Source organism: Parasporobacterium paucivorans DSM 15970 (assembly GCF_900141895.1).
Classification (GTDB): Bacteria; Bacillota; Clostridia; order Lachnospirales; family Lachnospiraceae; genus Parasporobacterium; species Parasporobacterium paucivorans.
Window position 1 is genome coordinate 61146 of sequence record NZ_FQYT01000004.1, and the last position, 21326, is coordinate 82471.

General features: G+C 47.9%; 15 protein-coding genes. 1 reads left to right on the top strand and 14 read right to left on the bottom strand.

What is annotated here, in order from left to right:
• Positions 1–21 precede the first annotated feature (21 nt).
• Positions 22–1260, bottom strand: a complete 1239-nt coding sequence (glyA, locus tag BUA79_RS02340) for a serine hydroxymethyltransferase (protein WP_073992762.1) — start codon at positions 1258–1260, stop codon at positions 22–24.
• Between the two features lie 109 nt (positions 1261–1369).
• On the opposite strand from glyA, the gene BUA79_RS02345 reads away from it, so the two are divergent.
• Positions 1370–1660: a DUF1294 domain-containing protein gene (locus BUA79_RS02345; protein WP_242941627.1), complete on the top strand. Its 291-nt coding sequence runs from the start codon at positions 1370–1372 to the stop codon at positions 1658–1660.
• On the opposite strand, the gene aspS is transcribed toward BUA79_RS02345, so the two are convergent.
• From aspS to ygfK, 13 genes are all read right to left on the bottom strand, one after another.
• Positions 1623–3422 carry an aspartate--tRNA ligase gene (aspS, locus tag BUA79_RS02350; protein ID WP_073992764.1) on the bottom strand — a complete coding sequence of 600 codons (1800 nt, stop codon included), beginning with the start codon at positions 3420–3422 and terminating at the stop codon, positions 1623–1625. The two genes, BUA79_RS02345 and aspS, sit on opposite strands and share 38 nt — an antisense overlap.
• A gap of 13 nt (positions 3423–3435) precedes the next feature.
• Positions 3436–4677, bottom strand: a complete 1242-nt coding sequence (hisS, locus tag BUA79_RS02355; RefSeq protein WP_073992765.1) for a histidine--tRNA ligase — start codon at positions 4675–4677, stop codon at positions 3436–3438.
• A 1-nt stretch (position 4678) separates the two neighbouring features.
• A complete protein-coding gene (locus tag BUA79_RS02360; RefSeq protein WP_073992766.1) occupies positions 4679–5266 on the bottom strand; it encodes an HD-GYP domain-containing protein in 588 nt (195 codons plus the stop codon).
• Entirely contained in the window at positions 5267–6706 is a 1440-nt protein-coding gene (gene hemZ / locus BUA79_RS02365) for a coproporphyrinogen dehydrogenase HemZ (RefSeq protein WP_073992767.1), read from the bottom strand.
• Positions 6697–7317 carry an MBL fold metallo-hydrolase gene (locus tag BUA79_RS02370; protein WP_073992768.1) on the bottom strand — a complete coding sequence of 207 codons (621 nt, stop codon included), beginning with the start codon at positions 7315–7317 and terminating at the stop codon, positions 6697–6699. The genes hemZ and BUA79_RS02370 overlap by 10 nt, the downstream gene beginning before the upstream one ends.
• Before the next feature lie 16 nt (positions 7318–7333).
• Positions 7334–9619: a RelA/SpoT family protein gene (locus BUA79_RS02375; protein WP_073992769.1), complete on the bottom strand. Its 2286-nt coding sequence runs from the start codon at positions 9617–9619 to the stop codon at positions 7334–7336.
• A gap of 91 nt (positions 9620–9710) precedes the next feature.
• Positions 9711–11006: an ATP-binding protein gene (locus BUA79_RS02380; protein ID WP_073992770.1), complete on the bottom strand. Its 1296-nt coding sequence runs from the start codon at positions 11004–11006 to the stop codon at positions 9711–9713.
• Positions 11003–11830: an FAD binding domain-containing protein gene (locus tag BUA79_RS02385; protein ID WP_073992771.1), complete on the bottom strand. Its 828-nt coding sequence runs from the start codon at positions 11828–11830 to the stop codon at positions 11003–11005. Before BUA79_RS02385 ends, BUA79_RS02380 begins: the two co-directional genes overlap by 4 nt.
• Entirely contained in the window at positions 11824–12291 is a 468-nt protein-coding gene (locus tag BUA79_RS02390) for a (2Fe-2S)-binding protein (protein ID WP_073992772.1), read from the bottom strand. Before BUA79_RS02390 ends, BUA79_RS02385 begins: the two co-directional genes overlap by 7 nt.
• Entirely contained in the window at positions 12288–14399 is a 2112-nt protein-coding gene (locus tag BUA79_RS02395; protein WP_073992773.1) for a xanthine dehydrogenase family protein molybdopterin-binding subunit, read from the bottom strand. Before BUA79_RS02395 ends, BUA79_RS02390 begins: the two co-directional genes overlap by 4 nt.
• 22 nt (positions 14400–14421) lie before the next feature.
• Entirely contained in the window at positions 14422–16977 is a 2556-nt protein-coding gene (gene xdh / locus BUA79_RS02400; protein ID WP_073992774.1) for a selenium-dependent xanthine dehydrogenase, read from the bottom strand.
• 21 nt (positions 16978–16998) lie between these two features.
• A complete protein-coding gene (gene hydA / locus BUA79_RS02405; protein ID WP_073992775.1) occupies positions 16999–18375 on the bottom strand; it encodes a dihydropyrimidinase in 1377 nt (458 codons plus the stop codon).
• A gap of 22 nt (positions 18376–18397) precedes the next feature.
• On the bottom strand, positions 18398–21316 hold the full coding sequence (gene ygfK / locus BUA79_RS02410; RefSeq protein ID WP_073992776.1) for a putative selenate reductase subunit YgfK: 2919 nt from the start codon (positions 21314–21316) through the stop codon (positions 18398–18400).
• Positions 21317–21326: the final 10 nt, after the last annotated feature.

The following is a 21326-nucleotide window of genomic DNA, read 5'->3' on the forward strand; positions in this document are numbered from 1 at the left end:
GTCCCTTGTTATTTGCTATTATTAATATCCCAAAGGATATTTGTCCGTTATATCTTTTACCAGCTGAATCGCCCTGTTTTTATTGGCGTGGTCATTTACCAGGATATGGATTGCCTCTGCGATAATATCCATTTCCTTTTCTTTCATTCCTCTTGTTGTTACGGCCGGGGTGCCCAGTCTGATACCGCTGGTTATGCTTGCCGGGGTCGTATCGTTGGGGATAGAATTTTTATTGCAGGTAATATTTGCCTCGTCCAGCATTTTCTCACAATCTTTCCCGGTAACTCCCAGATTTCTCAGGTCTACCAGCATCAGATGGTTATCGGTTCCGCCCGAAAAGATTTCAAACCCTCTCTGGATAAGTCCGTCTGCCAGAGCCGATGCATTCTTCACTACATCCTGTGCATATACCTTGAAGTCATCCTGAAGGGCTTCCTTAAAGCAAACCGCCTTTGCTGCGATGACGTGCATGAGGGGGCCTCCCTGGATTCCTGGGAAAACGGCCTTATTGAAGTTGAATTTTTCCGCATTTTCCGCACTGGACAGTATCATTCCACCTCTAGGTCCGCGCAGTGTCTTATGGGTTGTTGAAGTCGTTACATGCGCATAAGGGATGGGGCTCATATGCACACCGCCAGCTACAAGTCCCGCCACGTGGGCGATGTCGGCCATAAGATAGGCACCTGTTTCATCTGCAATCTCCCTGAATCTCTTGAAATCTATTTCACGTGCATACGCACTGGCTCCGCAGACAATCAGCTTCGGTTTGCATTCCTTCGCCAGTCTCAGTACCTCGTCGTAGTCGATATATCCATCTTCATTTACTCCATAAGTGAATGAATGGAAATACTTTCCGGAGATATTCACCTTGCTGCCGTGGCTCAGATGTCCTCCATGGGCAAGGCTCATTCCCAGCACGCTGTCCCCAGGGCTTACTATTGCATAGAAAGCCGCCATGTTTGCCTGGGCTCCCGAGTGGGGCTGTACATTGGCATATTCACAGCCAAAAAGCTTCTTTACTCTGTCTATTGCAAGATTTTCAGCAATATCAACATATTCGCAGCCGCCATAATAACGGCTTCCCGGATATCCTTCTGCATATTTATTTGTTAAAGGAGAACCCATTGCAGCCATCACGGCATTACTTACCAGGTTTTCGCTGGCGATAAGCTCGATGTGGCTTTTCTGCCTCCCGATTTCCAATCTTATTGCTTCCGCTATTTCCGGATCAAACTTTTCTATATCGTTAAAAGAATACATGAAAATACCTCCACTTGGAAAATTTTGCTAATTATAACACAAATCTAAATTAAATCAATATAATTTCATTTATACATATTCATTTCTGTTATATAATTCTAGAAAATGAATGAATGGAGCCGTTATGATCTATAAAATGCTTATCCTGTACCTGTTGCTCATCAATATGACCGGAATTATCCTGATTGCCTTGGACAAAAGGAAGGCCCGTTTTGGACAGTGGCGCATCCCGGAGCGGACCCTGTTCCTGTCAGCCCTCGTTGGAGGAAGTCCGGGTGTCTGGGTTGCCATGAAAATCTTTCATCACAAAACCAGACACATGAAATTTGTCCTGGGAATCCCCGCCATACTCGCTTTTCAGGTTATTGCTGTCCTTCTTTTTCACTTTTATCAATTTTGAGGCACAGCTCAGCCAGCTGTTTTTCTTCTACCGCTCCCGGCGCCGCCGTCAGGAGACAGGAAGCATCCTTGACTTTCGGGAATGCTATCACGTCCCGGATGCTGTCTTCCTTCGTCATCAGCATCATCATCCGGTCAAATCCCAATGCCAGGCCGGCATGGGGAGGAACTCCGTATTTGAATGCATTCAGCAGGAAACCGAATCTATCATAGGCCTCCTCCTGGCTGAATCCCAGTAGATTGAACATTTTCTCCTGGACATCATTCTGGTAGATCCGCACGCTTCCGCCTCCCAGTTCGGTTCCATTCAATACGATATCGTAGGCTTTTGCCCGGATTGCGCCAGGGTTTGTATCGATCAGCGGGAGATCTTCCTCCATCGGCATGGTGAAAGGATGGTGCATTGCCGTAAAGCGATCCTGTTCCGGAGACCATTCAAGCAGCGGGAATTCTGTAACCCAGAGAAAATTATACTGATCCTTATCCAAAAGTTCCAGGCTTCTTGCAATCTCAAGCCGCAGGTTCCCAAGAACATCAAATACAACTTTATTGCTGTCCGCGGATATAAGAATAAGGTCTCCCGGTTTTCCTTCCATAGCGGCTGCTATTGCTTCCATTTCTTCCTGGGTCATGAACTTGGAGAAAGAGGATTTATAGCTTCCATCTTCATTGATGATCAAATACGGAAGGCCCTTTGCCCCAAAGCCTTTTGCATACTCAACCAGGGCATCGATTTTCTTTCGGCTCGTGCCGCCCTGACCCACGGCATTTATGCCTCTTACGCTTCCGTCCCCGGGTATGTCCGTAAAAGCCTTGAATTCGCAATCCTTCACCGCATCTGTCAGATCCTTTAATTCCATTCCAAAACGTGTATCCGGCTTATCCGATCCGAAACGTTCCATGGCTTCTTTGTAGGTCATCCTGGTCATCGGAAGCTGTACTTCCACCCCGATGCTTTCCAAAAACACATTGGCAATCAGACGTTCCGTCAGGTCAATTACATCATCCACATCCACAAAGGAAAGCTCCATATCCACCTGTGTAAATTCCGGCTGGCGGTCAGCCCGCAGATCTTCATCCCTGAAGCATTTTACAATTTGGAAGTACCTGTCAAATCCGGAGCACATCAGCAATTGCTTGAACAGCTGGGGAGACTGTGGGAGAGCGTAAAACGTGCCCGGATGCACACGGCTCGGCACCAGATAGTCTCTGGCTCCCTCCGGCGTACTTTTGGTGAGCACAGGGGTTTCAATCTCCAGAAACTCTTCTTCTGTCAGAAATTTTCTGATTCCCGTAGCAACCTGGCTTCGCAGGATTATATTCCTCTGCAGGTTCGGTCTTCTCAAATCCAGATATCTGTATTTCAGGCGCAGCTCATCCTTCGTATTGACACCCTCCTCAACAGGAAAAGGCGGAGTCTCCGATTCGGAAAGGATTCGAAGCTCTTTGACTACCACCTCGATGTCTCCTGTTGCCATACCGCTGTTGACGTTGCCTTCACGCATGCGGACTGTTCCAGCGACAGCGATAACAAACTCGCTTCTCAGGGTCTCCGCTTTGGCAAATCCGTCTTTATCCGTTTCATTTTCATCAAAAATCAGCTGGATGATACCGGAACGATCCCGTAGATCTATAAAGATCAGACTCCCCAGATTTCTTCTTTTCTGTACCCAACCCATGAGGGTGACCGTTTCTCCTGTATTTTCATTTGATACTTCCGTACACCTGTGACTTCTCGTCATCCCGGACATTGTCTCTGCCATATTTCTTCTCTCCTTAAAATAGTTCTTGAATTTTATCAATCTGAAGGCTGAGCGCTTCTCCCGTTTCCATGTTTTTTACGCTGGCGGTGTTGGTCTTTAACTCATCCTCTCCAATAACAACCGTATAAAGTGCCCCGATTTTATTGGCGTATTTCATCTGAGCCTTGACACTTCTGTCCATGTAATCCGTTTCTACAATAATTCCTTTTTCACGGAGAGCCTGTACCAGTTTGTAGGATTCGATTTTAGAATCTTTTCCCATGACCCCCACATAAAGCTGTACCGGCGGCTCTGCTTCAAGCTGCACGCCTTCCTGATCCAGGAAAAATAATATTCTTTCTATACCCATGCCGAAGCCCGCAGAAGGAATGTCCTGTTTTCCATCGATTTCAAAGGCAAGGTTGTCATATCTTCCGCCCCCGCAAAGGGTGAATCCTTCTTTATTTACAAATTCAAAAACCGTTTTCGTGTAATAATCAAGGCCGCGTACGATTCCTGTATCAATTTCAAAAGGAATATTCAGTGCTGTCAGTATCTCTTTCAGCTCTTCGAAATGTTCCCTGCACTCGTCATCCAGGTAATCGATGGTTCTCGGAGCGTCCTTGATGATTTTTCTGCAGGATTCAGCCTTGCAGTCAATTACACGCAGCGGATTTTTCAGCATTCTTTCCTGGCAGGTGGAACACAGCTCATCCTTATGTTCGTTCAGATATGTAAGCAGCGCCTCATTATAGGTGATTCGGCATTTGCTGCATCCTATGCTGTTAATGTGGAGCTTGGCGTCTTTGAGTCCCAGTCGTTTTATGAGGGTCGATACCAGACTGATCAGCTCGGCTTCAACCATGGGGCTTTTTGAACCGATGAATTCCACTCCGAACTGGTGGTGCTGACGGAGGCGCCCGCTTTGAGGTTTCTCATACCGGAAGGCCTGGGTAACATAAAACAGTTTTGTGGGTCCGGGCTGGGAATGCATCCCATGTTCGATATAAGCCCGGATAGCTCCCGCTGTCCCTTCCGGCTTCAGAGTTATGCTTCTGTCTCCTTTATCCATGAAGGTATACATTTCCTTCTGTACGACATCGGTGGTTTCCCCTACACTCCGTTGAAACAACACCGTGTGTTCAAACATCGGGGTAATGATTTCCTTTATATTATATGTTCTGGCAAGATCCCTGCATATTTTTTCGACAGCCGTTCTCTTGTGCATTTCCTCGCCAAACCAGTCCTGAGTGCCTCTGGGTGCCTGTGTAATCATATCACTTAATCCTCTTTTCTATTAGAAATTCTTCCGCATCCTGAACATTTATCATTCTTTGAAATGCCAGAAAAAACTGCAGATCAAAGTTCTTCACCTCATCAATCATTATATGCAGGGCTTCTTCCTGTCCAAAGGCTTCCCGATAGGAACGTCCGGAATGCAATGCCGTAAAGCTGTCGCATATCCGTATGATTCGTGCGCCCACAGGGATTTCCTCCCCTTTGAGATTGTCCGGATAACCCGTTCCGTCAAAATTTTCGTGATGGTGAAGGACCATTTGCAGTATTTCCTCTGAATAGTCTTTTTCCTTCAATAGCTCATAACCGAATTTCGAATGCATCCTGGTATATTTTGAATTTTCAAACGTCAGTCCTTCATCTGCACAGGAATAGCCTGACAGTCTTAATTTTCCCACGTCATGAAGCAGGCTGGCCACCGCCACATCGTAACACTGCTTCTCCTCCATTCCAAGCTCCATAGCAAGCTTATGGGAGTACTGGCTGACCGCAATTCCATGCTGGATCAGCACTTTCATATTTCTTCCCAGTTCCGTTCGCTGATATTCATGTTCGGATATCCCGTTCAACTATAACTCACCTGCCTCAAAATAATTTGCTTTTCTTTGTATCATCTCTTCGATTCTCTCGATATACTGTTCCACATTCTTGACATTGCTGATTCTTTCAATCCGGCCATTTTCATAGACGATTTTTGAGACGGCTCCCGCTCCCAAGGCTGCAATGGATTGCTTCTCTTCCATCATCAGAATATTATAGACTCCTGCTTTGCCTGGGGCAGCGTATCCCACATTCTCCATGTTACCTGCCATATTTTTCTGCCGATACAGATAATAAGGCTCCAGCCCCATCCTGTCGGCATATTCTGCGGTCAAATCCATCAGTTCCTCATTATTTGTATTCGTGTAATCCTTATATTCTTCCTTTTCCGTATTCATTCTGGCAGCACGCTTAATTGCCAGAGAATGGATGGTTATACAGTCTGGAGCAAGTAAAAGTATTTCGTCCATGGTATCTCGGACGTCATCCCTGGTTTCATCGGGAAGCCCGATAATCAGATCCATGTTGATGTTGGTGAAGCCGCATTCCCGGGCAAGACGGAAAGCCTCCTTCGTCTGCAAAACCGAGTGGTTCCGTCCTATAATATCCAGGGTGTCCTGCTTCATGGTCTGGGGATTGATTGAAATTCTGTCAACCCCATGTTTTTTTATGACGTTCAGTTTTTCAGCCGTTATACTGTCCGGCCGCCCGGCCTCAACCGTAAATTCCGGGCAGCGGGATAAGTCAAAGGAAGCTGTAATTACAGCCAGCAACGCATCCAGCTGTCCGGCACTCAGGGAAGTGGGGGTTCCCCCACCTATATATACGGAATTGATTTTTTTATCCTTGTAGGCCTTGGCCACATAATCAATCTCTTTTTTCAGAGCTTCCAGGTATGGCTCCACAAAGGATTCATATCTTCCAATCGGATATGAACTGAATGAACAGTAGGAGCAGATGCTCGGACAGAAGGGTATCCCAATATACAGGCTGTATCCGTTTTTGTAATCGGTATTTTTCAGCACCTCCAGTTCCTTTTTGGCCACTTCCATGCTAAGCTGAATTTTTCCATCACTGACGAGATACGTCTCTTTCATATAGGACCGTATGAATTCCTCATCCCGGCCTTCCTCATATAGATTCAGTGGGATCTTCGTTGGACGAATTCCAGAAAGAGTTCCCCAGGGGAGATCTGTCCCCGTTTTTTCACGCAGCATCCTGTAAAGAAGAGTCTTCAATCTGTTCTTTATCTGTTTTCTGTCGCTGCTGTCAGCCTCTGTCTCCTCCCGGGTTACCCCTTGTGCATCTTCCATTTTCACTGCTACAGAATCCGGGAAATATTCCACATTTATGAGAAGACGGGCTCCCTCCTTCAGGACAACACTTACTTCCTCTTCCGGATAGAAGGATTTCACAAGAGACTGCACGTCATACTCAAAATCTGGTTTGCTAAATCTGATTAATACCATCTTTTTTCGTCGCCTATTTTGGTTATCATTTCATGACCTGGATAAACGGTAATATCGTCATCAAGGGTCAGCAGCTTTTCTTTGATGGACCTCATCAGAGCACTTTCGCTTCCTCCCGGGAAATCAGTCCGTCCATAGGATGAATAGAACAGGGTGTCGCCGCTCAGCAGAATCTTTTCTTCCTGCAGCAGATAACAGCATCCCCCCCTGGTGTGTCCGGGGGTGTGGATTACCTTTATAGACAGACCGGCAATGTCCAGCATCTGTCCGTCCGTCACCAGGACGTCCGGCTTGACAGTCAGAGTGTATCCCAGCATCGTAGAGAGGTTGTATTCTGGCCTGCTCAGCACATCCACCTCGTCCTTATGTGCATATACCTGAACCCCATAAGAACGTCTCACTTCGTCCACTGCCCCGATATGGTCAATATGTCCATGGGTCAGAAGGATTGCCTTCAGATTCCAGTCATTGTCCTCGAGCATTTCTGCTATGCGGCCCGGGTCATCCGCCGGGTCTACCAGGAAGGCCTCCTTCGTTTCCGTGTTTGCAACGAAGTATGTATTCGTAAAAAGCGGGCCCAATCTTAGTCCCCTTATTTCTGCTTTTTTCATTATTGTATATTAACTCCTATCCCGCAATTCTCGTAACATCAAGAACGCTTTCTATTGTTCTGATTTTTGTGACCAGTCTGCTCAGTTCGTCTTTGCTGGCAATCTGAAAGCTCATAGTGATTGTGGCACGACCCTGTTTGCTGGTCCTGCTGTTGACACTGATCACGTCAATATTTCTTTCTGTGAATATTTTCGTTATATCCACAAGAATACCTATCCGGTTATTGGCATATATGGTGATTTCCGTGACATATTTTTCCACTGATTTTTCATCTTGCGATTTCTGCCACTCAGCCTCTATAAGCCTCTCGCGGTCAATCTCCGGAAGATTCATCACATTCACGCAATCCGTCCTGTGTACGGATACACCTCTTCCCCTGGTCACGAAACCAACAATTTCATCTCCCGGCACCGGACTGCAGCATTTGGAAAAGCGCACTGCAATGTCATCAATACCCTTGACCGTAATTCCGCTCTTGGATTTTGGCCTTGGCCTGTCCTTGGAAGCTGAAATGGTTTCCAGGATTTCCTCGTCTGTAATCTGTTTTTTGTGTTTCTTATTATATTCTTCCTGCAGTTTATTTACAATCTGCCCTTCTTTAAGCCCCCCATGTCCAACGGCGGCCAGAATGGATTCCCAGTCCCGGAATCCGAACTTAGCCATGACATTTTCCATATATTCAGGCTTGAAAATTTCCTTTACAGGGACGCTCTTTGCTTTGCAGTATTTGTCAATCAGTTCCTTTCCCTTGAGGATGTTGTCTTCCTTGGAAATCGTCTTAAACCACTGGTTGATTTTATTTTTGGCCTGGGTACTTTTTACGATATTCAGCCAGTCCATGCTCGGTCCCCTTGAATTCTGGGAAGTGATGATTTCAACCCGGTCCCCGTTCTGAATGACATAATCGATATTCACCATTTTCCCGTTGACTCTTGCACCTACCATTTTGTTTCCCACCGCACTATGTATGCTGTATGCAAAATCGATGGTATTCGAGCCATTTGGAAGATTTTTAACATCTCCCTGCGGGGTGAAACAATATACGCTTTCCGAGAAAAGATCCAGATCGTTTTTGAGAAGGCTCAGAAATTCCTTATTATCGGACATGTCTCTCTGCCACTCCAGAATCTGGCGCAGCCAGGCGAGTTTCTCCTCTTCATTATTAACTGTATTCACACCGTTTGGATCTTCTTTATATTTCCAGTGGGCGGCAATACCAAATTCGGCCGTCTTATGCATGTCATAGGTCCGGATCTGGACCTCAAAAGGCTGCCCGTTCGGACCAATCAGGGTCGTATGAAGGGATTGGTACATATTGGGCTTGGGCATGGCAATATAATCCTTGAACCTGCCCGGAATCGGCTTATACATTTCATGGATGACACCCAGAGCAGCGTAGCAGTCTTTAAGAGTCTCCACTACAATCCGGATGGCAAACAGATCATAAATCTGGTCGACGGTCTTGTTCTGGTTGACCATTTTTCTGTATATGCTGAAAAAATGTTTCACTCTTCCGTCAATATCTGCCTTGATGCCTGCATTCAGGATGTGGCTACCTACGTCTTCTACGATGTCCTGAACGAATTGTTCCCTCTCATCTCTCCTTTGAGCAATCTTATCCACCAGATCATAATACACATCCGGTTTCAAATATTTCAGAGAAAGATCATCCAGCTCAATCTTGATTTTTGATATACCGAGTCTTTGGGCGATGGGAGCATAAATATCCATCGTCTCCTTGGCTTTTTCCTTCTGCTTTTCCGGATCCATATACTGAAGGGTGCGCATATTATGAAGTCTGTCGGCCAGTTTAATCAGGATTACCCGGATGTCTTTTGCCATAGCCAAAAACATCTTCCTCAGGTTTTCTGCCTGAACCTCCACTTTATCCATGGAATAGTATAATTTGGTAAGTTTTGTCACTCCATCCACCAGGGATGCAACATCCTCACCAAATTCCTGCTTTATCTGGTCGGTGGTCAGAACGGTATCTTCAACAACATCGTGTAGAATGCCCGCCACGATAGTTTCCTTGTCAAGCTCCAGGTCGGCCAGAATTATAGCCACGGACAAAGGATGAATGATATATGGTTCCCCGGACTTTCTGGCCTGGTCCCCATGTGCATCTGATGCAATCTTATATGCTTTTTCCACCATTGAGATATCCGTCGAGGGATGGTACCTGCGGATTCTGCTGATTAAGGTATTGTATAATTCCTCGGGACTCGCAAAGTCGACGGGACAGCTTTCCCCGCCATCATAACTCACCTTATTTACATTTTCTTCAATGATTTCCTTCATCCTGATCCTCTCCAAAGAGTAATTCGTTTTGTTTTCTTCGCTGTTATCATAACATTATAATTATATTTAGGGGAAAATGCAACCGCACATGTTATTTCTTTGAGTTCCCCTGCATAAAGCTCACAAACTGGGCGGCACTTCTTCCTGAGAGTCCTCCATGGCTTACTTCCCACTTATTTGCTTCCCTCAAGAGCTCTTCTCTGTCCGTATCCAGCCCGTGTCTTCCAGCCAGCTCCAGAACTATTCTTTCAAATTCTTTTTTGTCCGGCGAGCCAAAGTATATGGACACGCCAAATCTTGCGGCCAGGGAAAGTTTTTCCTGTACTGTGTCTGAAGTATGCAGATCCTGGGTCCGCTCTTCCTTGTCGCTCCATTTTTCCCGTATCAGATGTCTTCTGTTGGAGGTCGCATAAATCAGGACGTTATCCGGTTTTATTGCAATTCCGCCTTCTATGATTGCCTTCAGGTATTTATATTCTATTTCATAGTCTTCAAATGATAAATCATCCATATAGATGATGAATCTGTAATTCCGGTCCTTGATTTTTTCAATCAGTTCCGACAGATATCGGAATTCATGCTTATATACCTCCACCATCCTAAGTCCCTGGGGATAATATTCATTCAGGATGGCTTTGACCGAAGATGATTTTCCGGTTCCGCTGTCCCCGAAAAGAAGCACATTATTTGCCGGCCTCCCTTCCACAAAAGCTCTGGTATTGTCGGTCAGCTTTTTCTTCTGCAGCTCATATCCTATGATATCATCCAACTGGATAGTCTGCGTATTGTTGACGGGCATCACCCGAAATCCTGTCGCCTCCTCTTTTAGGCGGAATGCTTTGTGCAAGCCCAAAATTCCCACTCCGTGGCTATGATAGAAGTCTGTTATGATCTCATAGTATGCCTTTGCATCTTCCGCATTGAACAGGTCTGTTCCCAGCTGACAGATACTGTCTCTTATCCCGCAGTTGTAAACCTTGCTCTCTACCTGATTGTTTTCAAAATTTTCCAGCATGGAAAAGCAGTTCACACCGAAGGCCCGGTCGATTTTCGTTATATCGAAGCAGAAAAGTTCCCTAAAAATCCCAAAATCGTTCAATGCGATTTTCTTCAATCCCTCCAGGGGTTCTCTTGTGATCTCGCAGGAGGTGCTGAAAGCATTTTCGTGATTGGCCAGAATATATGCAAGAAAATTCCTCCAGATATTTCCTCTGAAGCCAAAGCGCCCAGCCAGTTCTATCAGCTGATTCGCATACTTGTACAGCTCCCCGGTATTTTCTTTAAAAGAGAGGTCCTCACCTTCTGAAATTTCCATTAGTTCTGTTATACCATTAAATAGTTCCTGCTCCTCAAAATTCCGATAGAGCAAAAGATGTCTGATATTCATTGCCTGTTTCCTTCCGTAAGTTCGTTTTCCAGATATTCCCTAAGTATGTTCAGACAGACCGTTTTTCTGTATACAGCTTCAGACCGCTGGTCATCAATGGGACGGATTATTTTCTCATAGTATTGAATTGTCGCTGGAATGTCAATATCTGAAGCTTTTTTACCGATTAATTCTTTTTCTGCCTTTTGATCCCGCAGCACGGTTGTTCCTACAGCTCCAAAGGCAATCCGGATATCCGATACGATACCCGCCGTCAGTTCATGAATCCCGACAAAAGAAAGCTTTGCTATAGCCTGCGCCCTTCTGGCGCCTACTTTTTGATAGGAATATTCGTATTCCCCACTGGGTATGATGATTTCCGTCAGCAGCCACGAAGTTTCCCTGGCAGTCTTTTTCACCCCGGTAATAAATTCTCTGATTGGTATTTCCCGGAAGCCGTTTTCTGATTCCAGACGCAGGTACGCATTCAGGGCGTATAGAATGGGCAGCGTATCTCCTGCAGGAGACGCGTTACATATATTCCCGCCTATCGTCCCCAGATTTCTGATGGAAGGGGAGGCTATCTGGCGTATGGATTCCTTCAGCACCTTCGGGATTCTTTCATCCCTAAGAAGGGCTGCGTAGGTAGAGCAGGCTCCTATCCGGATTTTCCCTTCCAGATTTTCAACTTTCTTCAGTTCGCTGATCTTGTCCAGGTACAGAAAGGGCTTTTTGAAGCTTTTTCCTACCATTATATCTGTACCGCCCGCATAAGGAATGACATCTTCATCCCCCAGTATGCGGAGGGCTTCCGGAAGATTTTCCGGGAAATAAGCTTCTACCATATTCCTTTTCCCTCCTTCGCCGCAAGCAGAACTGCATCTACAATCATATTGTATCCCGTACATCTGCACAAATTTCCTGAAAGGGCATCCCGTATTTCTTCCTCCTGCGGATCCGGTACCCGCGACAAAAGTGCCTCACTTGCCATGATCATCCCCGGGGTACAGAATCCACACTGCACTGCCCCGGTCTTATCATAGGCATCCTGGAGCACAGCAAACCGCTTTGTTTCCCGAAACCCTTCTATGGTGATGATGGATTGTCCCCTTATCCGTCCCATGGAAAGAATACAGGAGTTTACCAGCTCCCCGTTCATGAAAACACTGCAGGCTCCGCATTCCCCTTCTCCGCAGCCGCACTTTACTCCCGTAAGCCTGAACTCTTCCCGCAGCACGTCCAGTAGCCTGTGGGAGGCCGGCCGTTCTGATTTTACCTTTTTTCCATTCAGCTCAAATTCTATCACTCTGTTCCTCCCTTCCGGAGTGTCTCCATAATGCTTTCCGGCGTTGCCGGCACGCTGCAGAGTTCCCTGCCTATCGCATTTTCCACGGAAGCCACATAGGCCGGCGCTCCGCCGATCAATGGAAGCTCTCCGGCGCCTTTGGCTCCGGATGGACCGAATCTGTATGCATTTTCAATAAATTCACATTTCATATTTACGATGTCCTTTGACGTAGGAATCATGTAATCCGTAAAACGGCTCTGCCATATCCTTCCGTCTTTCAGCGTCATTTTCTCCATGGAACCATACCCGATTCCCTGAAGAAGCCCACCTTCTGCCTGGCCTCTCATCACGGTCTCATCAATCGGTTTTCCAACATCAAACACAGCCCATATTCCTTTTATCTCAGGCTGCAGCGTAGCCATATCCACTTCTGTTTCTATAATATTGACACCCCAGGAATACGCCGGATATGCGTCTCCAAAAAACCTGTCCATGTCCCAGGGAACGTTTTCGTGATGCACGTAATTTTCCTCAACCAGCTGCCTCTCGCCCTCTTTCCATTCGGCCTTCAGCCGTTTGGCCGCTTTTTCCAAAAGGTAGCCTGTCACCATGATAGAACGGGATGCCACCGTCGGGCCTGAGTCCGGCACCCTGTCCGTGTCCGGATTTTCAATAAGGATATCATCCATCGGAATTTCCAATGCGGAAGACACCACCTTGCTGAAGGTGGTTTTGGTCCCCTGCCCCATGTCCGTATTGGATACCAGGATCTCCACGCGGCCGTCCGGACTTTTATCCAGCCTGACCCTGGCCTTGATGATATCCCTTTCTCCGGCTCCGGTAAATCCACAGCCATGGAAGAACACGGATATCCCTATTCCTTTTCTGTATCTTCCGTTCATCTTTCCATACAGGTTCATTTTATCTGTATAGCCTGACATATCTGCTGCCTTCTCTATCATCTCCTCCAGAATGACAGGATCGCTGAAAATTCCTCCCGTGGAGGTAGCGCTTCCCTGCCTGACCAGATGTTTCCTTTTAAATGCCAGAACGTCTTCCTTCAGCTTTCCAGCTATATGGTTCATATGCATTTCAACCGCAAAGAAACTCTGTGGGGCTCCAAATCCCCTGAATGCCCCGCTCGGAACGGAATTGGTCTTTGCCACACGTCCGGACACCTTCAGATTAGGGATATCGTAGGCTCCTGCTGCAGAAATAAGGGAGCGTTGCAAAACAACGGCGGAAAGGGTCGTATAGGCTCCCCCATCGAGCAGCACGTCCACTTCCATGGCGGTAACCCGCCCTCCGCTGACGGCGCTCCTGTATCTGAGGCGGGCTGGATGCCGTTTGGGGGTGGATGCCATATCTTCTGCTCTTTCCAGGATAATCCGTACCGGCTTTTCCAGCCGTATTGCTGCCACTGCGGCCCGGCAGGCCAGCATGGAAGGATAATCCTCCTTGCCTCCGAAGGCACCGCCTGTGGTTGTCTGTATAATTCTCACCCGGTCGTCCCCAAGACCTGTCGTATGCTTCACGGCCCTGAATACATAGTAAGGGCACTGCATGGAGCCTTTCACGGTAACCTTCCCATCTTCATAAGACGCAATCACACCCTGGGGCTCCATGTACGCCTGTTCCTGATAGCCCGTATGGAATATCTCTTCCAATATTTCATCTGCCTCCAGAAAAGCTTTGTCCGCATCCCCTTTTGTGTATCCATATTCGAAATGTATTTCGCTGGCTTCCTCCGGGGAGTACACAGGGGGCTCTTCCTCATAAACAACCTCTATGGCAGCTATCAGTTCATCTATGACATCCGGGTCAGGACCTGTAACCAGCAGGACTGGTTCCCCTATGTAGCGGACATATTCCGTGGGAAACACCGGCATATCCTTCTCTACTATGATAACCTCATTGATAGAAGGTACATCATTCCCCCCAGTGCATGAATATCCGGGCGGAAACTCAGGCAGGGAAATTGCAGCAATCCTGGCATTTGCTTTGTCCGAATAGAGAAATTTGCCCGTCAGCGCGTCCTTCACATCATAATCGGCTATGTATCTGGCGGTGCCCGAAACCTTCTCATAATGATCCTTCTTTGTTACCGCATCCGAAATGTCCCGCATACTATCCCTCCCAAACCTTTTTTTATTTCCTGTAAAATGTTCCTTCTAAAGGAAGGCTGCTCCTGGCTTTTCCATCCAGCCTCTGATAAGCCAGGGCACAGGCCGGAGCTGTAGGTATCAGACATAATTCTCCTACGCCCTTCGCACCGTAGGCATAAGGAATCCTGCCCTTTCCCTGGACAAATACAGTTTTGATTTCGGGAATCTGTGTCGCCCGCATGAGTCCCAGAGAAGAGAATTTCGTCTGCGGATATCCGTCCTTCATTCTGAATTCTTCCGTCAGGGCGTATCCCATTCCCATGACGATGCCACCTTCAATCTGGCCCAGGGCAGATTTCGGATTTACCACGGTTCCAATATCATACGCGGCCAGAACCATCTTTATCTTTCCTGCTTCGTCCGGTATGACTACCTGGGCGGCATAGCTGTAGCTGACGTGGCTGACGGGGTTTTCCTTTCCGGAATTCATGGGATCTGTTTTGGGAGAAAACTCCCCATAGTACTCCTCCCCTTCCAGCTCAGACAAGGTACTCCCCAAAACCAGTTCTTCCTTCAGCAGGCCAGCCGCCCGCCGTACAGCCTCTCCGGTAATGACCGTCTGCCTGGACGCTGTACTGGTTCCTGCATCCGGTGTTCTGACCGTATCCGGTCTTTCGTGAATCGTTTCTTCCGGATCAAGATCTGCTGTCTCACATAAGATCTGGGTACATACGGTTGCAATTCCCTGGCCCATGCAGGCTGCAGAAGTCCGGATGTGCACCTTTCCATCCTCAATGCTGAGCAGGCACCTTCCGGTATCCTGAAGGCCTATGCCTGTCCCGCTGTTTTTCATTCCAATAGCCAGACCCGCATATGGACTGGATTCAAATGTTTCCTTCACCGCCTCCAGACATTCTGCCATAGCCGTGCTCTCATCGGCAATCTGGCCATTGGGGAGCACCTGTCCTGGACGGATTGCATTTTTATATCGGAATTCCCAGGGAGAGATTCCCGCCATGGCTGCCAATTCATTGATGTTATTTTCCGTTGCAAAACAGCTCTGTGCCACCCCGAACCCCCGGAAGGCTCCGCATACTACGTTGTTTGTATATACAGCAATACCGGTTATATCGACCGTCTGACAATTGTAGGGACCTGCCGCATGGGTGCAGGCCCTTTGAAGGACAGGTCCTCCAAGGGATGCATATGCCCCGGTGTCTGCAATTAATTCCGCCTTCATGGCCGTAAGGTTTCCCTCTTCATCGCAGGCCGTCGTAAACTCCATTTCCATGGCATGGCGTTTCGGGTGGAAGTTCAGGCTTTCCTGTCTGGAAAATTTCACCTTCACGGGGCGCTTCGTGTACCACGCCATCAGAGCCGCATGGTGCTGGACGCTCATGTCCTCTTTTCCTCCAAAGCCTCCCCCGACCAGCATGGAAACACATCGAACCCTGTCCTCCGGAAGTTTCATCATCCCGGCTATTTCCCTCTGTTCATCATAAACAGACTGGGACCCCGTATAGACAATGAGTCCGTCAATACCATCCGGAACCGCCACCGCACACTCCGGTTCCAGAAAAGCGTGTTCCTGCCAGGGGGTGGAGTACTTCCGCGTCACCTTGAATCTGGAAGCTGCAATCACACCGTCTGCATCGCCCCGTTTGAGAAATTCCCTGCGGAGTATATTCCCATCCTCATGGATCAGCGGAGCACCCGGTTTCAGTGCATCCAGCGGATCTGTAACCGGTTCCATTTCCGTATAGTCCACTTCAATCAGCCCCAGCACTTCATCCAGACTTTCTTTTCTTCCTGTAGCCACCAGAGCCAGGGCATCCCCTATATATCTGGTTATGCTGCCTTCCCGGATCATGACATCCCAGTCCTTTTTCAAATGACCGGTTTTGTTGTCCGGAACATCTACCGCTGTAAGTATCCGTATCACATCCGGATGGGCCAGGGCCTTCGACAGGTCTATACGGTTTATTCTCGCCCTTGGGTAGCGGGACCGCAGGGCCTTGGCATATATCATTCCCGGCATTTGTATGTCATCGGCATACAATCCATATCCCAGGACTTTCTCTTTCACATCCACACGTGGAAACGGTTCTGAAAGATGGGCTTTGTGAAAACATTTTTCAATGGAAAGATTTTCTCTGAATATTTGGGCGGCCAGGAGAATGGCTTCCTCAATCCTGACGTATCCCGTGCACCGGCAAATGTTGCCCCGTATGGCCTGCTTCACATCTTCCCTGGAGGGATTAAGATTGACATCCAGCAAAGCCTTTGCACAAAGGACCATACCTGGAATACAGAATCCGCACTGGACAGCTCCTGCCTCCCCGAAAGCATGGACATAGACCTCCTTTTCCCTCTCCTCCAATCCTTCCACCGTAAGAATTTCCTTATCCGTAAACCGGGATATTTTCTGCACACAGGTTTTGACAGGCTTTCCGCCGGCCAATATCGTGCAGGCACCGCATACTCCCTCGTCGCAGCCATCCTTTACGGAAAGGATCTGCAGGTCATCCCGCAGATAATCCATCAGCTTTTTATCCTCTGAAACAGAATGTATTTTCCCGTTAATTTTTATTGTAAACATACAGTGCCCTCCTTCAGATGATCAAAACGGAATGCTTTTCCCTCTATGTATATACTTCCCTTTTTTCTCAGAAATGATTTTGTAATCATCAACAATCTTCACTCCCCGCAGGAATACGGTGCGTGCCCTGCCGTCAGCCTTCATGCCTTCGTAAGGAGTATAGTCTACATTCTGGATCTGGTCTTCAGCCCGGATTTCCCATTCAGATTCCGGATTCCATATCACGATGTCCGCATCCGAGCCTGCCTGCAGGGTTCCCTTCCTGGGGTACAATCCGAAGAGCTTCGCCGGATTCACGGACAGAAGCTCCACCATCCGGTTCAGGGAGATTTTCCCCTGCATGGCACCATACGTGTAGAGAAGAGCCGGCCTATGCTCCACTCCCGGGATTCCATTGGGGATTTTGCTGAAGTCCTTTATGCCCAATTCCTTATCTCCGCTGAAATTGAAACTGCAGTGGTCGGTGCCAATTGTATTCACCGTATTGTCGGCCAATGCTTTCCATAAGGACTCCCGGTCCTCCGGTTTCCGCAGGGGCGGAGAAAGCACATATTTTGCCCCCTCGAATTCACTCTTCGTGTCATAGCTCCTGTCGTCCAGAAGGAGGTACTGGGGACATGTTTCCACATAGACCTTCTGCCCTTCCAGCCTGGCCTTTCTGACTTCCTCCAGTCCGGCCTTTGTGCTCAGGTGCACGATATTCACAGGTGCTCCTGCCCTTTGGGCCGCACGGATACATCTTCTGATTGCGGCGGCCTCTGTTTCCGGAGGCCGTGAGACAGGATGGTACCGGGGGGAAGTATGTCCTTCCTTCAGGAGCTTCTGGATATTTTGATCAATCCTGTCGCCTTCCTCACAATGAACCCCCGTGATTCCACCGGTAACTTTTACAGCCGCCATAACCTTTGCCAGCGTGTCATCATCCACCATAAGATTTTTATACGCCATGTATAGTTTGAAGGATGTTACTCCCATCCCGGCCAGAACCGGCAGTTCACAGGCCAGATTCTCATTCCACTCCGTGAAAGACATATGGAAGCCGTAATCGCAGGAAGAGATTCCATCAGCTTTGACATGCCATTTCTGCAGGGCTTCCAGAGAAGAGACTCCCCTGTCCTGTGTGGCAAAATCCAGTATGGTGGTGGTCCCACCGATTATGGCCGCCCTGGTTCCTGTATAAAAGTCATCTGCCGTCCGGCACGCCCCTTCCAGGTCAAAGTGGGTGTGGGCATCTATAAAACCGGGGAAAACATATTGTCCGGACGCGTCCAGAACCTCTCTGCCCTGTTCGGAAATACTGTCCGAAACAGCTGCAATCTTTTCTCCTGCTATCAGGATGTCTCCCTTAAAGCACTCTTTATCAGTTATAATCATACCGCCCTTGATTACTGTCTCCATATATTAAGCCCCCGATGTATGTTCACAATAAATACGCGTATCTTTCTTTCACAGCCAGGATTATACTGTCGGTAACTGCATTTTCGGACAGCAGCAGCCCCTGATTTTTTATTACGTCTCCTGTTTCCCGGACCACAAAAAACCCAGGATTCCCGCTGTCTTCCATTCTTTCCCTGCTGCCGAAAAGGGTGAGTTTATCCTTGTATGGACGTCCTGCAAACGGACAGAAATCCGCACAGTTTCCGCATTCATTGCAAAGATCATCCAGATGCAGTATCTGGGGCATCCCGCCCGTGCCGGTCAGAATTTCCACATTTGCCCGGTTAGGGCATACATCGACGCAATTCTCGCAGATATAAGAACACTGCAGGCATCTTTCCGATTCCGGACCGGCACCTGAATGTGCCATCCTACCTTTCTTTTTATGGATGCTTTTTTCGGTTTTTTCCGTCAGCTTGCATTTATAAGGTTCTATCTTTGGAGCATTTAATATCCTGTCCGCAACATCCCTGGCGTCAGATATCGCCTCGACTACGGTTTTGGGTTTCCCGTTGCAGTCACCTGCCAGGAACGCCATCGGCCCGAAGTTCTGTTTTATATATTCCTCGTCAGGCATTTCTCCCACCGCTATGATGATGTCATCCGCACGCATTTCCACAAATTCTCCTGTTCCTACAGGTCTCCTGCGCCCGGAATCATCGGGTTCTCCCAGACCCATCTTCTCGCATTTCAGCATCCCGTTATCATAGGCGGCCGGAGCCAGCCTTTCCAGAAATGAAATGCCGTCTTCCCGAATCAAAAGATACTCCTCTTCATCTGCCGGCATCAGCCGCTTATCCCTACGGTAAACCATGGATACACTTTCGACTCCCGGAAGCCGCTTCGCCGCCCGGGCCACATCCATGGCGGTGTTTCCGCCTCCGACTACAATTACGTCTTTCCCAAGTTCCACGGCATTCTTTCTGGCTTTTTTCAGGAAATCAATGGCATAATAAGGTTTTGCCCCCGGAATGTCCAGTTTGACGGGATTGTCTGCCCCTATAGCAAGTACGATATGGGTAAACCCCTGACCGGCAAGATCCTTCTCACCTCTGATTTCCGTTCCCGTCAGAATCTCCACACCCAGCCGGCGGATAAAAGAAACATCTTTTTCCACGATTTCCCTGGAAACCCTGAACTCCGGCACCACATGGCTGACAATGCCGCCCAGGCAGTCTTCTTTTTCAAAAATGGTTACCAGAGCTCCTTCCCTGGCTAGAAAATGAGCCGCAGCAATTCCTGCGGGACCTCCCCCTATAATGGCCGCTTTGATATCATTTCTTTTCCCGGATGGGCGGATTTCATCCATAACTTCCTCATATCCCCGCCAGGCCGCTTCCAGTTTGACTTTCCGGATCTGAACGGTTTCCTCATAAAAATTTCTTGTGCAGCGGCTCATGCATCTGTGGGTGCAGATAGACCCGGTTATGAAGGGCAGGGGGTTCCGGTTCACTATAATTTCAAGAGACTCTTTGTATCTGCCCGCTCCGGCAAGGTTTATATAATAGGGAATATCCTGATGAATGGGACAGCTTCCCTCGCAGGGGGCCACAAAACAGTCGGTGATGGGAAGGGATTGACTGGATTTAAAAGGCTCCCTGGGTTTGATATTCTGTGTGTGATGTATATCGGTAAGTGCATTGACGGAAAGTTCATGAAGCTTCCCCTGGTCAATTCCGTTAAATTCTATGTTTTTCCCGGCGTCTATCCTCCGTATCTGGTCAAGACTTTCTGCAATCTGGACAAGGCGGTCATATCCCCCTGGTTTTAGCAGATTAGTGACCATGGTTACCGGCCAGATTCCGGTCTCTACAATCCGGTCAATATTAAAGAAATCCGCTCCTCCCGAAAATGATATGCGCAGCTTTCCGCCAAACGAACGGGTCAGTCTGTCTGCCAGGGCAAGCGTCAGGGGATACAGTGCCTTTCCGGACATATACATTTCTTCTCCCGGAAGCTCCTTATTTCTGATGTCCACCGGCAAGGTATTCGTCAGCTTTACCCCAAAAGACAGACCTTCTTTCTCCGCCAGATCCATCAGCCTTTCAAACATGGGTACGGCATCCTGGTATTGCAGATCATCCCGGAAATGGTGGTCATCAAATATCATATTGCCGTATCCCATCCCGTCCAGGGTGCTCCGTGCAAATTCATAGCCCAGCAGGGTTGGGTTGCACTTTACGAAAGTATTCAGCCCCTTTTCCTTTATCAGATATACAGCAATTCTCTCTATTTCCTCAGGGGGACATCCATGAAGAGTGGACAGGGTTACAGATATACCGATTCGGTCAGACATTTCATCCAGGTACTTTTCATCGATATGATTAAAACGGGAAATGTTTTCCCGGGCATAACTGCTGCATTCTTTCCAGATTCCTGAAGTCCCGGCATTTTTCAAGCCTTCGATGAATCGATCGATTTTATCCGATCGGATACCTTCCAGATCATATCCAACACTCATATTGAAGACAAAGCCATCTGGGTCTCCAAAACCGAATTCCCTGGAGATAAGTTTCAGGGCATACCAGGCTTTGATGTACTCTTCCATGGCCTCAGGAACACGCAGTTCCGTAGACCATTCCACGTTATAGCCTTCCTCGTCAGCCTTAATGCAGGGTTTGGATACAGGAAGGTCTTTTCCGTCAAGGGTTTGGACCGTTTTCAGTTCAAAGAAACGGGCTCCGCCACAATAAGCTGCAATGATATTCTGGGCAAGCTGTGTATGTGGTCCGGCGGCCGGTCCGCAAACACCTTCCAGTTTTTCTCCGAAAATGCTGTAATATACATCTTTAGGGCTTACATATTGCTTCCTGACTGAAAATACTGTTCCCAGCTTTTCATATTCTTCCAGAATCCGGTCCATAAGCCTATCGAATGAAACCGGCACCATCCTGTCGCCCATTGTTTCTCCC